The 13,873-nt window shown below is 69.6% G+C and carries 16 protein-coding genes; 6 read left to right on the top strand and 10 right to left on the bottom strand.

Going from position 1 to position 13,873, the window contains the following annotated elements:
- Positions 1 to 16: 16 nt before the first annotated feature.
- Positions 17 to 709 (bottom strand): glutathione S-transferase family protein, encoded by a 693-nt coding sequence (locus ASG52_RS25335; protein ID WP_056249650.1) that lies wholly within the window; start codon positions 707 to 709, stop codon positions 17 to 19.
- Positions 710 to 962: 253 nt separating this feature from the next.
- On the opposite strand from ASG52_RS25335, the gene ASG52_RS25330 reads away from it, so the two are divergent.
- Positions 963 to 1,814, top strand: a complete 852-nt coding sequence (locus ASG52_RS25330; RefSeq protein ID WP_056249646.1) for an undecaprenyl-diphosphate phosphatase — start codon at positions 963 to 965, stop codon at positions 1,812 to 1,814.
- A 144-nt stretch (positions 1,815 to 1,958) separates the two neighbouring features.
- Entirely contained in the window at positions 1,959 to 3,776 is a 1,818-nt protein-coding gene (locus tag ASG52_RS25325) for a methylmalonyl-CoA mutase subunit beta (protein WP_056249645.1), read from the top strand.
- A 173-nt stretch (positions 3,777 to 3,949) separates the two neighbouring features.
- Here ASG52_RS25325 and ASG52_RS25320 read toward each other — a convergent pair whose 3' ends face one another.
- The gene (locus ASG52_RS25320; protein WP_056249640.1) at positions 3,950 to 4,324 is read right to left on the bottom strand and encodes a flagellar biosynthesis regulator FlaF; all 375 of its coding nucleotides are present in this window, start codon (positions 4,322 to 4,324) and stop codon (positions 3,950 to 3,952) included.
- Positions 4,325 to 4,493: 169 nt separating this feature from the next.
- Between ASG52_RS25320 and ASG52_RS25315 the strand changes: the two genes are divergently transcribed.
- Positions 4,494 to 4,742 carry a hypothetical protein gene (locus ASG52_RS25315; protein WP_056249637.1) on the top strand — a complete coding sequence of 83 codons (249 nt, stop codon included), beginning with the start codon at positions 4,494 to 4,496 and terminating at the stop codon, positions 4,740 to 4,742.
- A 13-nt stretch (positions 4,743 to 4,755) separates the two neighbouring features.
- On the opposite strand, the gene ASG52_RS28570 is transcribed toward ASG52_RS25315, so the two are convergent.
- The 7 genes from ASG52_RS28570 to ASG52_RS25285 all read right to left on the bottom strand — a co-directional run bounded on the left by ASG52_RS28570 (position 4,756) and on the right by ASG52_RS25285 (position 9,110).
- Positions 4,756 to 4,890: a hypothetical protein gene (locus ASG52_RS28570; protein ID WP_286159175.1), complete on the bottom strand. Its 135-nt coding sequence runs from the start codon at positions 4,888 to 4,890 to the stop codon at positions 4,756 to 4,758.
- A gap of 159 nt (positions 4,891 to 5,049) precedes the next feature.
- On the bottom strand, positions 5,050 to 5,364 hold the full coding sequence (locus ASG52_RS25310; protein ID WP_056249635.1) for a hypothetical protein: 315 nt from the start codon (positions 5,362 to 5,364) through the stop codon (positions 5,050 to 5,052).
- A gap of 127 nt (positions 5,365 to 5,491) precedes the next feature.
- Positions 5,492 to 6,061, bottom strand: a complete 570-nt coding sequence (locus ASG52_RS25305; RefSeq protein ID WP_286159165.1) for a metallophosphoesterase family protein — start codon at positions 6,059 to 6,061, stop codon at positions 5,492 to 5,494.
- A 79-nt stretch (positions 6,062 to 6,140) separates the two neighbouring features.
- The gene (tolA, locus tag ASG52_RS25300; protein WP_056249631.1) at positions 6,141 to 7,268 is read right to left on the bottom strand and encodes a cell envelope integrity protein TolA; all 1,128 of its coding nucleotides are present in this window, start codon (positions 7,266 to 7,268) and stop codon (positions 6,141 to 6,143) included.
- A 4-nt stretch (positions 7,269 to 7,272) separates the two neighbouring features.
- Positions 7,273 to 7,737, bottom strand: a complete 465-nt coding sequence (tolR, locus tag ASG52_RS25295; RefSeq protein ID WP_056249627.1) for a protein TolR — start codon at positions 7,735 to 7,737, stop codon at positions 7,273 to 7,275.
- 121 nt (positions 7,738 to 7,858) lie between these two features.
- On the bottom strand, positions 7,859 to 8,563 hold the full coding sequence (locus ASG52_RS25290; RefSeq protein ID WP_056249622.1) for a MotA/TolQ/ExbB proton channel family protein: 705 nt from the start codon (positions 8,561 to 8,563) through the stop codon (positions 7,859 to 7,861).
- Between the two features lie 88 nt (positions 8,564 to 8,651).
- Positions 8,652 to 9,110 carry a hypothetical protein gene (locus tag ASG52_RS25285; RefSeq protein WP_056249619.1) on the bottom strand — a complete coding sequence of 153 codons (459 nt, stop codon included), beginning with the start codon at positions 9,108 to 9,110 and terminating at the stop codon, positions 8,652 to 8,654.
- A gap of 493 nt (positions 9,111 to 9,603) precedes the next feature.
- On the opposite strand from ASG52_RS25285, the gene ASG52_RS25280 reads away from it, so the two are divergent.
- Both ASG52_RS25280 and ASG52_RS25275 read left to right on the top strand, forming a co-directional pair.
- Entirely contained in the window at positions 9,604 to 10,035 is a 432-nt protein-coding gene (locus ASG52_RS25280; protein WP_056249615.1) for an Hsp20 family protein, read from the top strand.
- 111 nt (positions 10,036 to 10,146) lie between these two features.
- Positions 10,147 to 10,419, top strand: coding sequence for a BQ00720 family protein (locus ASG52_RS25275; protein ID WP_056249613.1), 273 nt, complete (start codon positions 10,147 to 10,149; stop codon positions 10,417 to 10,419).
- 129 nt (positions 10,420 to 10,548) lie between these two features.
- Here the strand turns inward: ASG52_RS25275 and ASG52_RS25270 are convergent, their stop codons facing one another.
- The gene (locus ASG52_RS25270) at positions 10,549 to 12,696 is read right to left on the bottom strand and encodes a S9 family peptidase (RefSeq protein WP_056249611.1); all 2,148 of its coding nucleotides are present in this window, start codon (positions 12,694 to 12,696) and stop codon (positions 10,549 to 10,551) included.
- 409 nt (positions 12,697 to 13,105) lie between these two features.
- Here ASG52_RS25270 and ASG52_RS25265 point away from each other — a divergent pair, with 409 nt between their 5' ends.
- The gene (locus ASG52_RS25265) at positions 13,106 to 13,543 is read left to right on the top strand and encodes a Ros/MucR family transcriptional regulator (protein WP_056249606.1); all 438 of its coding nucleotides are present in this window, start codon (positions 13,106 to 13,108) and stop codon (positions 13,541 to 13,543) included.
- Positions 13,544 to 13,873: the final 330 nt, after the last annotated feature.

Here is a 13,873-nt window from a genome sequence, read left to right as displayed (position 1 = left end):
AAAATCTTGTCGGCTTTCAGAAATCCAGGTCCGCGTAATGCGCCGCCGGCGGCATGCCGGGGGCGCGGTCGGACAGGAGCGGACGGAAGGACGGGCGGGACTTCACCCGCGCGTACCAGTCCTTCGCCATCTCGTCCTCGTCCCATGGCACGTCGCCGAGATAATCCACGCAGGAGAGATGGGCCGCCGCCGCGAGATCGGCATAGGTCAGGTGGTCTCCCGCCAGCCAGCGGCGCTGGCCGATGAGGTAGCCGATGTACTTCAAGTGATAGCGCACATTGGTGCGCGCGGCACGGATGGCGTTCATGTCCGGCGGGCCGCCGCCCTCGGAACTCGGCATGAAGCGCTTGTCGATCTTTTCCGTCACCAGATACTCGGTCACCTCGCCGTTGAACTTGACGAGGAACCAGTCGAGCAGGCGGCGCACCTCGACCCGCGCCGTGGTGGTGTCGGGCAGGAGGCGGCGCCCGTTGAGCCCGAGCCCCCGCGTCTCGTCGAGATATTCGGCGATCACACCCGCGCCCGGCACGGCGAGCCCGGTCTGCTCCACCAGCACCGGGGTGGTGCCGGCCGGATTGACGATCAGGAAGTCGCGGCGCCGCTCCCAGGCGCGTTCCTCCACGAGCACCGGCTCCATGCCCATCTCGGTGAGCGCGAGGCGGATGAAGCGGGAGTTCGGGCAGAACGGAGCGTGGTGGAGCGTCGCCATGAGGCCGTGGTTCAACGTGACGTTCTGATGAGCCGCCGGCTCGGCAACCCGCCGCAGCCGAACGAGGCTCCAGCCGACGGGCCAGGATTATGTCCGGTTCGTTTCGTCCGCGTTAACACGCTTGCCGCATCGCGGTAACCGCTTGGCAACCCTGCCGCCGCAAAGCTGCCGCACCGCCGTCGTCTGCCCAGCCTCAGCGGCCGCCCTCGCGGCGCGGAATGTGCGTCCCCCGGCGCCGAGGAGCAGCAGACCCATGGATTTCGTCCAGATCGCGAAAGCGCTCGTGCTCGCCGTGGTGGAGGGGGCCACCGAGTTCATCCCGGTCTCCTCGACCGGCCATCAGCTGCTGGTCGGCCACTTCATCGGCTTCCACTCGCCCAACAACACCTTCGAGGTGCTGATCCAGCTGGGCGCCGTGCTGGCGATCCTCTTCGTCTATTTCGGCAAGCTGTGGGGCATCGCCACCAGCCTGCCGAACGACCCCAAGGCGCGCCGCTTCGTGCTCGCCGTGCTCATCGCGTTCCTGCCCGCGGCGATCGTCGGCGGCCTGTTCTCGAAATACATCAAGTACTACCTGTTCAACCCGTGGATCATCTGCGCCACGCTGGTCGCGGGCGGGCTCGTGCTGCTCGTGATCGACGACATGGTCGGCGAGCCCAAGGCCACGCCCACGGACGAGAGCCACACCGACACGGTCGAGACCCCGCGCAAGACCGACGTGTTCGAGTTCAGCCTGCCGATGGCGCTCAAGATCGGCCTGTTCCAGTGCCTCGCGATGATCCCCGGCGTGTCGCGCTCGGGCGCCACCATCGTCGGCGCGATGCTGATGGGCGCGAGCAAGCGCTCGGCCACCGAGTTTTCGTTCTACCTCGCCATGCCGACCATGGCCGGCGCCTTCGCCAAGGACCTGCTCGACAACTACAAGAACCTCTCCTCCGACGACGCGGCCCTGATCGTGATCGGGTTCGTGGCCGCCTTCGTCTCGGCCCTGATCGTGGTGCGCACCGTGCTCGACTACGTCTCGCGCCACGGGTTTTGGCTGTTCGCGTGGTGGCGCATCATCGTCGGCTCGCTCGGCTTTGCCGGACTGATTATTTTTGGCTGAGCCTTCAGGATTTTGAACGAGGTCGAGGCCCGAACCCGGACTAAAGTCGGTTGTCGTCCAGCCTGACGCCGTGCGAGGGCTTGCGGCCACGCCGCCGCTCTCTCACAGAAGCGGGACGAAAGACGCCGCACGCCAGGGTTCACGATGGAAGACCGTCCGCTTGCCGAGTTGTTCGAGCCCGCGACAGCCGAGCGCTGGCGCAAGGCGGTCGATGCCGCGCTGAAGGGCGGCGACTTCGAGAAGCGCCTCGTCTCCAAGACCGCGGACGGCCTGCGTATCGAGCCGCTCTACGGGCCGGCCGAGCCGACCACCCAGCCGGTGCGGGCGCCGGGCCCCTGGCGCCTCGCGCAGCGGATCGACCATCCGGACATCGAGAAGGCTGCCGCGCAGGCGCTAAGCGATCTCGAAGGCGGTGCCGACGCGCTGGTTCTGGTGGACGCGGGGGCGCCGGCCGCCCGCGGCTTCGGCCTCGACCTGACCGACGTGGACGGGTTCGAGGCCGCGTTCAAGGGCACGATGCTGCCGCTGATCGCGCTCCGGCTCGATGCGGGTGCGCGCGGCTTCGCGGTGGCGGGTCTCCTCAAGCAACTGGTCGAGCGCCGCGGCGACGATCCGGCCGAACTCGACATCGATCTCGGCCTCGACCCGATCGGCACGCAGGCCGCGACCGGGCAGACGAGCGAGGGCTGGGAGGGCAAGCTCTCCCAGGCCCTCACCGATTTCGCCGCCTATCGCGGGCGCGTCGCGTTGGCGGATGCCCGCCCCTATCACGAGGCCGGCGCCAGCGAGGTGCAGGAACTCGCCGTCGTGCTCGCCACGGCGGTCGCTTATCTCCGCGCGCTGGAAGCCGGCGGGCACGATCTGGAGCGGGCACGCGCGGCGATCTCGGTGCTGCTCGTGGCGGATGCCGACGAGTTCCTGACCATCGCCAAGTTCCGGGCGATCCGCCGGCTCTGGGCCCGGATCGAGGAGGCCTGCGGCCTGGAGCCCAAGCCGCTCCGCGTGCTGGCCGAGACCGCGTGGCGGATGATGACCCGCCGCGATCCCTTCGTGAACATTCTGCGCACCGCCATGGCGTCCGCTTCCGCGGGCCTCGGCGGTGCCGATTCGGTCACCGCACTACCCTACACCCTGGCGCTCGGCCTGCCCGATACCTTCGCCCGGCGCGTGGTGCGCAACAGCCAGATCGTTCTGGTGGAGGAATCGAACCTCGCCAAGGTCTCCGACCCGGCCGCAGGCGCGGGCGGCTTCGAGGCGCTGACCGCCGAGCTGACCGAGAAGGCCTGGGCTGCGTTTCAGGAGATCGAGCGCGAGGGCGGGATCGAAAAAAGCCTCGCCTCCGGCGCGCTCGCCAGCCGGATCGAGACGGTGCGCAAGGCCCGCGAGCGCGCGGTCGCGACCCGCAAGCAGCCGCTCACCGGCGCCAGCGAGTTCCCGTTCCTCGCCGAGAAGCCGGTGGCGGTGCTCGACGTGAAGCCACGTGACGCGGCGCGGGCGAGCGGCGCCCTCCCCTCGCTGCGCCTCGCCGAGCCCTACGAGGCCCTACGCGACGCCTCCGACGCGGTGCTGGCCGATTCGGGCAAGCGCCCGGCTGTGTTCCTGGCCAATCTCGGGCCGGTGGCGGTCCACAACGCCCGCTCGACGTTTGCCGCCAACGCCTTCGCGGCGGGCGGCCTCGAGGCGCTCGGCAATGACGGGTTTTCCGATGCGGACGGGCTCGCCGAGGCCTTCAAGGCGTCGGGCGCAAAACTCGCCTGCCTGTGCTCGTCGGACAAGCTCTACGAGTCCGAGGCCGTGCCCGCGGCCAAGGCCCTGAAGGCGGCGGGCTGCATCACCCTCTACCTCGCCGGCAAGCCCGCCGACGAGGCGGCCCTGCGCGAGGCCGGCATCGACGGCTTCCTGTTCGCGGGCTGCGATCTGCTGGCGCTGCTGACGGAGGCGGGGGAGAAGGCGAAGGGATAGGGCGGACGGGCCCGCTCCTTCACCCACCCCCGTCATTCCGGGGCGCGAAGCGAACCCGGAATCCACCCGTGATGCGGGATACCCGGCCGAAACCGAACCGTCGTGGCCAGTCGTGGATTCCGGGTTCTCGCCTGCGGCGAGCCCCGGAATGACGGGGAGAATTTCACAAAAAACTACGCACCCGCGCCGGGGTCGCCCTGCAGACCCGCGGCGATGTGGTTGTTCAGCGACACGAGCGATTCGATCTTCTCGCGGCTCGGGGCGATCATCGCGTCGATGATGGTGCGGAAGACGTAGACCGAGAGGCGGCTGATGCCGAGGCGGATCTCGTCGGGGAGCGGGTTGGCCGGGTCGGTCGCCGCCGAGGCCAGGATCGTCCAGACCTTCTGGTTGAACACCAAAGCTTCGTTGAGGATCGGGCCGGAGCCGACATCGGGGCCGAGCGCCTGGAGCTTGCCCGCGGCCTTCAGCAGCACAGCGGCTTCCGCCTCGCGGGGCGGGAGCGCGACGCGCGCGACCTTCGCGTAGGCACTGGCCCCATACGACATCCCCCGAACTCCCCTGCGCCGGACGCATGCGCGGTCCGCAGGTTCCGTGTGACATCGGTTTGTTAAAAGGCGGTGTGCGAGACCGGTCGCCGTAATGGCGCCCCGAAAGGGAGCGAGGTGTCCGTTGTGGACAACTCGTGCCGCGAGCCGGGTCCGGGACCCGACAGGTATGACGAACTTTTTTCTCGGTCTCATCGCCGGCTGCATCATCGCCGGCGTCGTCACCATCTCGGCGGCGCGCAACCCGTCGGTCCAGACGCGCCTCGGGCTGATGCCGGCCGCTCAGGCCGCCGCGCCGGCGCCCGCACCGGTCGCCCGCATCGAGCCGCCGCACTGCCCGGAAGCCCGGGCCGAGACGACCGTCGGGCGGACCGACATGCTGTTTTCGCGAAGCCGGCTCTGGTCGATCAAGCCCTGACGGACCGACCGTCTCAGACGCTGGTGCCGATTAGGAACATCACCATGGTGGTGGCCAGCGTGCAGCCGAGGAAGCCGCAGAGCGCGGCCGCGAAGGACGGGCCGGTCTGGAGCGGGGCGGTCTGGGCGGCGATCTCGACAGTGTTCACGGCTGGGCTCCGAATCGGGCGGTGTCGTTGGGAAGACGATGCGGCGCACGGCCACGCTCGGCGGTGCGGGGACGCACGTCGATGGCGGGCACGGCGAAGGTTTCGCCGCGCGACTTCAGTTTTCGGAAGTCCTTCAGGAGCGGCGCCGGGCGCGCCCGGCTAGTCGCAGCGGTTCAGACGCTTGGCGACCCGCAGGTCGCGCAGCTCGCTGCGCAGATCGATCGCCACCACGTCGGCACCGCAATCCTCGAACGCGTCCTGCGCTTCGTGGAAGCGGTCGCCCACTTCGTCGAGGGTGTCGCAGACCCGGTCTCGATTGCCGAGACGGGCCTCTTGGTTGGCTTGGTAGCGCAGCGCGCTGGCCTCCTGCATCTTGCGGCGGCCGTCGAGGCAGCCGGGAGCCGCGAGGGCCGAGGTGGCGAGGCTGGCGCCGACGAGGACGGCGGTGAGGCCGGCAAGAAGATTGGAACGCATGGCAGGACCGAGGTTGTTTCGACCGAGGTCGTGAAGGTCTTGGATTGGCGGGTGCGGTGCGCGTCACGATGCCCTTGGGCTTTCGCTGCGGTGCATCGCCTCGCTGTCGGTCTGATGAACGGTGCGGCTAAGCCGATGGTTCCGGTCTCTTTTCGCCATGCTTGACGGAACCTTTGCCGGACTTGTCCCCTCCCCCGCCGCGGCGGCGGGAGGTCAGAATCCGCTCCAGCGTGACAGGCCGAAGCCCCTGCGGATCGACGCCGACATCGTATTGGCGCGGGATGGCTTTAAGCCGCCCATGCGAGTGGCCGTGCAGGTTGATCGCCCCGCGCCCGAGCCCGTTCCAGGTCCGGAAGGCGTAGTGGCACAGCACGAGCCGGCGCTCGTCCACCGTGATCTCGGCGTAATGCGCCACCGAGGCCCAGCCGGGTGCCGCGAGCGTCGCCGGGCCGTCGTTGTTGCCGACGATGAGGTGCTTGCGGCCGTGGAGCGACGCCAGGATCTCGGCCACCCGCTCCGGCGGCGGCCCGAGGGCGAAATCGCCGAGATGCCAGACCTCGTCGTCGGGCCCGATTTCGGCGTTCCAGGCCTCGATCAGGGCGCGGTCATGGCTCGGCAGGTCGGGAAACGGACGGCGGTCGATCCGCAGGATGCGCGGATCGCCGAAATGCGTGTCGCTGGTGAAATACGTGGTCATCCCCGCCCGCATCGTGGCTTCGGTGGGGGAGTTGTAGCGCGGCGGAGCCGGGCGGCAGGCCCGGCCCCGCGGTGAAGCGTCAGAACCGCATCGGCACCGTCACCGTGAGGTTCGACTGCTCGAACCCGGCGGGGGCCGCCGGCAGCGAGCCTCGCACCGCGGCGAGCGCGGCGGAGTCGATGGCGGGGACGCCGCTGCTCGACACCAGCGAGGCGCTGGTCACCGAACCGGAGCGGCTCACCGTGAAGCGGACGGTGGCGACGCCGCCGGCGGTGCCCGCCGCCGCGCCGCGGTTCATGCGGCCCTTGATGCTCGAAGCCAGCATTCCCTTCCACGCGGCCAGCGCGTTCGGATCGCCGCCGCCGCTGCGCTGGGGCCGACTCTCCCGCCGGGTCGCCTCGGCGGCACCCTGGGCGTTTTCGGTCTTCCGGCGGGCGGCGTCGCGCTCGGCCTTGGCTTTTGCGGCCGCCTTGCGGATCTCCTCGCGCTTCTCTTCCTTCTTCGCCTCGATCAGCTCGCGGCGCTTGGCCTCCCGCTCTGCCTCGCGCTTCTTCTCCAGCAGCTCCTTGCGGCGGGCCTCGGCGACCTTGGCCGGATCGGGCTCCTTCGGCTTCGGCTTGACCTCCCGCACCGGCACGGGCGGCGGCGGCGCCAGCGGCTCGGCCTCCGGCGCCTGCGAGGTGATCACCTGCTCCTCCGGCGGCGGGGGCGGGGTCTCCGGCGGCGTCTCGGCGACCGCCTCGGGCGGCGGCGGGGGCTGCACCTCTTCCGGCACGACCTGAGTCATCTCGGTCGGCGGCGGCGGCTTCACCTCCTCCGGCAGAACTTGCGTCATCTCCGGCGGCGGGGGGGGCGTCGCCTCGTCGGGCTGAGCCTCCGTCACCTCCTCCGGCGGGGGCGGCGGGACCGGGGCTTCCTGCGTCTCGACCGGGTTGACCGTGGTCGGCTCTTCCTCGGGCTTGGCCTCGTCCGGCACGGGCTCGGACGGGGCGGCCTCCATCGCCTCGACCGGCGGGGCCTCCTCCATCGCCGGGCTCAGGTCGAGCGTGACCTGCTGCTCGCCCGCCGCCTCGGGCGGCGTGGTGCGCATGAAGGCGAGGCCGGCCAAAGCCGCGAGATGCAGCAGCAGCGCGACGGCGAAGGCGGCGGCGAGCGGACCCTGGCCGCCGTCGGGGCCGCCGGGCGCGCGTTCAACGTGAGCGGTCATCGGCTTACTTGGCGGCACCAGAGGGGGCCGCGCCGCCCGGCGCCTGGGCGATCAGCGAGACCTTGGTGAAGCCGGCCTGCGCCACGACGCCCATGGTCTCGAGGATCTTGCCGTAATTCGCGTCGCGGTCGCCACGCACCAGCACGACCTGATCGGGGTTCTCGGCTCTAAGCTCCTTGAGGCGCGGCAGCAGCGTCTGCGCCGTGAACGGGTCCTTGGCGATGAACGGGTTGCCGTCCTTGTCGATGGAGACTTCCAGCGGCTTCTGCGCCTGCGCGACCTTGGCCGCGGCGGTCTTCGGCAGTTGCACCGGCACGCCGGTCGTCATCAGGGGCGCGGCCACCATGAAGATGATGAGCAGCACCAGCATCACGTCCACCATCGGGGTGACGTTGATGTCCGACATCGGCGTGGCGTCGAGGCCGTCCTCGTCGTCACCGCCCCCCGAACGCAGGGAACCCATGGCCATGTGTCTCGCCCTCCCGGGCGTCGCGCGGGCCGCCGGCCGGGCGGGCGCCTACGTCGAATTGGAGTGGAGTGGGGTCGGCGGCGCGGATCGCGCGCCCGCCGGGATGATCGCGGCTCAGCGCTTACTCGGCGGCGGCGGCGCGGGCGTGCGGGCTACGGTCGCGGGCGAGCCGGTTGCCGAGCACGGCGATGCACGAGACGAAGCCGGACTGGAGCCGGGCGAGGTCGCCGGAGAGCTTGTTGTAGGCCATCACCGCGGGGATCGCGACGACGAGGCCGATGGCGGTGGCGAACAGCGCCTCGGCGATGCCCGGCGCCACCACGGCGAGGCTGGTGTCCTGACTCTTCGCGATCGAGGAGAACGAGTTCATGATGCCCCACACCGTGCCGAACAGGCCGATGAACGGGGCCGTCGAGCCGGAGGTGGCGAGCAGGGGCAGGCCGCCCTGGAGCCGCTTCACTTCGAGGCCGAGCGCGCCCTTCATCGCCCGCTCGATGCGCTCGCGGCGCTCGGCCCGGCTCTCGCTCGGGTCCTGGTCGCGCCACGCGTCGAGCCCGGCATGGGCGATGCGGCCGGCGATGCCGTCCTGCTTGGCGTCCACGGCGCCGTCCTTGCGCACCATCGCCTCGAACGCCTTGGCCTGACGCTTGGCGGCGGCGAGCCGCACGACCTTCTCGAACACCACGGTCCAGCAGGCCAGCGAGGCGACGACGAGAAGGATCATCACGCCCTTCACGATCGGATCGGCCTGGAGGAACAGTCCGACGAACGAGAAGTCGTGGCCGGCGGCAGTCGCGGCTTCCACGGGTGCGGATGTGGGATCCATCTCGGTATTCCTCGAATGTCGGTTTCGGTAAGCCGCCTCTCGCGCCTTGCGACGGTCGGGCGGCTCTCGGATCGGCGGTCGAAGGCCGTTAGCGGTCGAAGGCCGCCTGGGTCTTGGTGGCGGTCTCGATCCGCTCCAGGCAGGTCTCGCGGCTGGTGTCCGCGCCCTCGCAGGCGAGCACGTCGTTGAGCAGGATGCGGCCGATCTTCGGGCAGGACAGGCCGGCGAAGTCGAACAGCCGCACGACCGTCTTCTTCTCCTGCACGGGGCCGAGTTCGACGGCGAGGCGCTTCTGCGCGACGCCCTCGGTGTCGAAGGCGAACAGATCGACCTTGAGCGACTTCAGCGCGGGGCCGCGGCCGTTGTCGACCAGCATGTAGGTGCGGCAGGCCTCGCCCGCGGGCTCGAGCCGGTTCAGCTCGATCTTGAGCGGCGCGCCCTTCGCCGACCCTTGGGTGGCGCTCTCCTGCGCCAGCGCACCGGTCGTCGCGAGCGCGATGCTCCCGGCCACTGCGATCCCGCGCATCATTCCCCCGACTGCCTGCATCACGACGCTCGATCCTCCTTGGCCGCTCCGGCGCCGTGCCGCGCCGCGGGCCTCGATTGCGCCCGGTCGAGGGCGGAAACTCTGCCGGAGCGCCACGGGAACTTCCTCGCGGCAACGGCCCGCGCGTCAGTTCCCGCGATGTCCGGATACGACAATGCGCAAGGCACGGCGCTCACAGCACAGAGCGCCGCTCTTATTCGGTGGGGTGCGTATCCGACAAACCGGTTCGGGATCAAGGCGACGACTGAATTTCAGAGCAATTCCAAACTGTTAATCGACCTCAGCTTGGCCGCCGGGAATTGCCGTTTCATCCCGAATATTCTTGCGGCATGATCCCGAAGAACCCGCCCGGAGTCAGCCCCGGCCGCGCTCTTGATCGGCCCCGATCCGCTTTCCATATCAACGCTCAAGGGTGCTGCCGCAGGGCGGGCCCGAGACCGCGGGGTGCCGCCGGGACTTGTCCCCAGGGCCCCGCCGCAGGTTCGAGTTGACGATGACGCGGCCATCCCCGTTCGGGCACCCGTTCCTGCTCGGCTTCGACGAGATCGAGCAAGCGCTCGACCGCGTGGCGAAGGCCGGCAGCGACGGCTATCCGCCCTACAACATCGAGCGCGTGCCCCGCGGCGAGCGCGAGCCCGAGCGCCTGCGGATCACGCTGGCGGTCGCCGGCTTCACCCAGGACCAGCTCGACGTCTCGCTCGAAGAGAACCAGCTCGTCGTGCGCGGCCGACAGGTGGACGACAAGTCGCGCCAGTTCCTGCATCGCGGGATCGCGGCCCGGCAGTTCCAGCGGGCCTTTCTGCTCGCCGACGGCATGGAGGTGCTCGGCGCCGACCTGTCGAACGGGCTCCTGTCGATCGACCTCGTCCGGCCGGAGCCGGAGCGGGTCGTGCGCAAGATCGCGATCTCCTCGAAGGACGACTGACGCGGCGACGCACCGCAGCCGATCCGCACGTCTCTCACCCAATGCCGGGTTTGTGGTCGCCCATCGTGGGACCATATCCGGATCATGCTCTGCCTCGGAAGGAGGGCCATCATGAACGACCTGACCATCACGGAAGCGGCCACCGCCCCCGCCATCGATCCGGCCGAGTTCGCCGCACTCGGCGAGGGCCACATCGCCTATGTCCGCCCGATCCGCTCCGACGAGGTGCGGGCACTGTTCCCGGAGGCGCCCGAGATGAGCCCCGGTCTCGACCTCTTCGCCCTGCTCTCGGCCTCGGGCGCGCCGATCATGCTGACCGACTCGCGGGAAGTCGCCTTAGCCAACGCGATGGCGCATTCGCTCTACCCGGTCAGCCTGCACTGATACTTTTTGAGGGCCGTGTCCGACTCGCACGTGGCGGGTCGGATGCAGCTCTTCTTTATTCACCCGGCAACTACGCTTCCCCCCTCCCCGCACGCGGGGAGGGGGGAAGCGCGGCCCGCCTTCGCCTCGTCAAACAATCCGCTTGTCCGCATCCGCCGCCATCAGCGCGAACGCGTAGATCAGCCCCACTTCCTCCAACCGGTCGAACCGCCCGGCGGCGCCGCCGTGGCCGGCTTCCATGTTGATGCGGCAGAGGATCGGCCCGCCCCCGGTCATCGTCGCACGCAGCCGCGCGACCCATTTGGCCGGCTCCCAATAGGTGACGCGCGGGTCGGTGAGGCCGCCGAGCGCCAGGATCGCCGGGTAATTTTTGGCCGCGACATTGTCGTAGGGCGAGTAGGACAGGATCGTCTCGAACGCCGCCTCGATCTCGGCCGGGTTGCCCCATTCGGGCCATTCCGGCGGGGTGAGCGGCAGCTCGGCGTCGAGCATGGTGTTGAGCACGTCCACGAACGGCACGTCGGCGACGATGCCGGCGAACAGGTCGGGGGCGAGGTTGGCGGCCGCCCCCATCAGCATCCCGCCCGCGCTGCCGCCATGCGCCACGATGCGCCCTTCCGCCGTGTAGCCCGCCTCGATCAAGGCCTGCCCGCAGGCGACGAAATCCGTGAATGTGTTGGGCTTCTTCTCGCGTTTTCCCTCGAGATACCAGTTCCAGCCCTTCTCGGTGCCGCCGCGGACATGGGCGATGGCGTAGACGAAGCCGCGATCGACCAGGCTGAACAGGTTGGTGCGGAACGAGGCCGGCATCAGCGTGCCGTAGGAGCCGTAGCCGTAGAGCAGCAGCGGCGCCGTGCCGTCGAGGGCGAGATCGCGGCGGTGGATCAGCGAGACCGGCACGGTCGCGCCGTCGGGCGCGGTCGCGAACAGGCGGCGGGTGACGTAGTCGGCGGGCTCGTGGCCGCTCGGCACGCTCTGGCGCTTGCGCAGGATGCGGGCGCGGGTGACGCAATCGTAGTCGTAGGTCTCCGACGGCGTCGTCATGGAGGAATAGACGAAGCGGATGCGGTTGGTCTCGAACTCGTAGCCGGACAGCAGCCCGAGCGAATAGGCTTCCTCGGCGAACGAGACCGTGTGTTCCTCGCCCTTCAGGTCGCGCACGACGATGCGCGGCAGGGCGTTCTCTAGTTCGAGCCGCACGAGGTGGTTCCCGAGCACGTGCAGATGCCGGATCATCACGCCGGGGCGGTAGGGCACCGCATCGACCCAATTCGCGCGTGCCGGCGCGTCGAGCGGGCAGGTGACGATCTTGAAGTCGACCGCCCCGTCCGCGTTCGTCAGAATGACGAGGTGCGAGGCCCAGTGCTCGACCGAGTAGATCAGCTGCGGCTCACGCGGCGACACGACGGTGAGCGGGCCCTCGTCGTTCGCCCGGTCCAACAGATGGACCTCCGCGGTCTCGTGGTCGCTCGCCGTCACGGTGAGATAGGTGCCGGATTGCGTCCGGCCGATGCTGACGAAGAAGCCGGCGTCCGTCTCCTCGTAGACGATCCGGTCGTCGGCCTGCGCCGTGCCGAGGCGGTGGCGTAGGACCCGGGCCGGGCGGTGATTCTCGTCGAGCGCGACGTAGAAGAAGGCCGTGCCGGCGGCGTTCCACACCGCATCGCCCGCGGTGTTCTCGATCCGCTCGTCGCGATCCGTGCCAGTGTCGAGGTCGCGGATGCGCAGGGTATGGAGTTCGGAGCCCTTGGTGTCGGCGCCCCAGGCGAGCAGGCGGTGATCGTCGGAATGGGCCGCGCCCGCGATCTCGAAGAAGGCGAGCCCCTCCCCTTCCCGGTCGCCGTCGAGCAGGATTTCCTCGCCGGTCTCGGCCTCGCCGGCTTCCTCGGCGATGCGGTGCACGGTGCGCGGGCGGCGGCAGATCAGCGGGTGCTGCCCACCCTCGCGATGGCGGGTGTAGTAGGCGAACGGCCCGTCGGGATCGGGCACCGATCCGTCGTCCTCGCGGATGCGCCCGCGCATCTCCGCCACCAGTTTTTTGCGGAGTTCACCGGTCTCGCCGAAAGCCGCCGCCGCGTAGGCGTTCTCGGCTTCCAGATAGGCGCGGATGTCGGCGGGCAGCGCGCCTCCGTCCTTCAGCACCTCGCGCCAGTTCTCGGCCTTCAGCCACGCGAACGGGTCCTCGATGGTCCGGCCGTGTACGGTGAAGGCGTGGGGGCGCGCCTCGGCGCGAGGCGCCTGGGCGGGCAGGGTGAAGGCGGGACTGGCAAGGGTCATGGGCCGGGACTCCAGCGTCGTTTGCGCCGGATGTGCCGCGGGAGCGGCCCGCCCGCAAGGCGCCAGCGGTCGCGGGGGACAGCGGGACAATTCGGAAATGATCGGCGCCGGGAGAAGGAAACCGAATCACGCGGGGGCGGCGAATGCCGATGAACCGCCGCGCCCGCTTCGCCACGATGGTGTTGAGGAAACTCTGGGCAGGACACGTCCTGCATACCGGCCCTGTCTTGCAGGTCTAATCTGATTGATCTAGGTAGAGCATGTGATTGCGGGGGGCGTCACACTCAACCGATAACGTGCGGGCCGCGCGCTCTAAGCCGCCCTTTCCTGCTCGATCCGCGCGTCGCTCCTTGCGGAGCCGAACGCTGGACCGTGTGCGGGGCACCGCATCAAGGGACAGAATGGAATCATGAACGAAACCGAGACGCCGGTCGACTATGTCGTCCTCACCGCCGACATCGTCGCTGCCTACGTCACCAAGAACCCCGTGCCGGCGGGCGAGCTCGGCCACCTGATCGGCGCCGTCCACGGCGCCCTGCTCCAGGTCGGCACCGGCCGCGTCGCCCCGAAGGCGGAGCCGACCGAGCCGCAGCAGCCGGCTGTGCCGGTCAAGAAGTCGATCCAGCCCGACTACATCGTCTGCCTGGAGGACGGTCGCACCTTCAAGTCCCTCAAGCGGCACCTGCGCGCGAAGTACAACCTTTCGCCCGAGCAGTACCGCGCCAAGTGGGGCCTGCCGCCCGAATACCCGATGGTCGCTCCGAACTACGCCAAGGCCCGCTCCGACCTCGCCAAGGCGATCGGCCTTGGCCAGCCGCGCCCGGGCAACTACGACGAAGCCGCCTGATCAGGCCGCGACCGGCTCGGCGCCGCAGATTGGCGTCCCGCTCCGTCATTGCGAGCGTGAGCGAGAAACACGGTTCCACAGCACTACGGTCTTTGGATGGGACGCGGGTCCCCTCCCCCTTGTGGGGAGGGGTTCGGGGTGGGGGTGGTGCCGGACAAGGCTCGGCGATCCATCCTGTCCCCCACCTCCTCCCTCCTCCCGACAAAGGGGAGGAGAACGTCTCACTCCGCTCGCATTGCGCCTCTTCGAGAGGGTGGCGGCGCCGGAGGACCGACAGTCGCCGCGCCGGTGTTTGCTTTCAGCTTGTGGAAAAGCCCGTCGTCCCGATCC

Source organism: Methylobacterium sp. Leaf456, from assembly GCF_001425465.1.
Taxonomy (GTDB): Bacteria; Pseudomonadota; Alphaproteobacteria; order Rhizobiales; family Beijerinckiaceae; genus Methylobacterium.
This window is presented reverse-complemented; position numbering and strand designations above follow the sequence as displayed.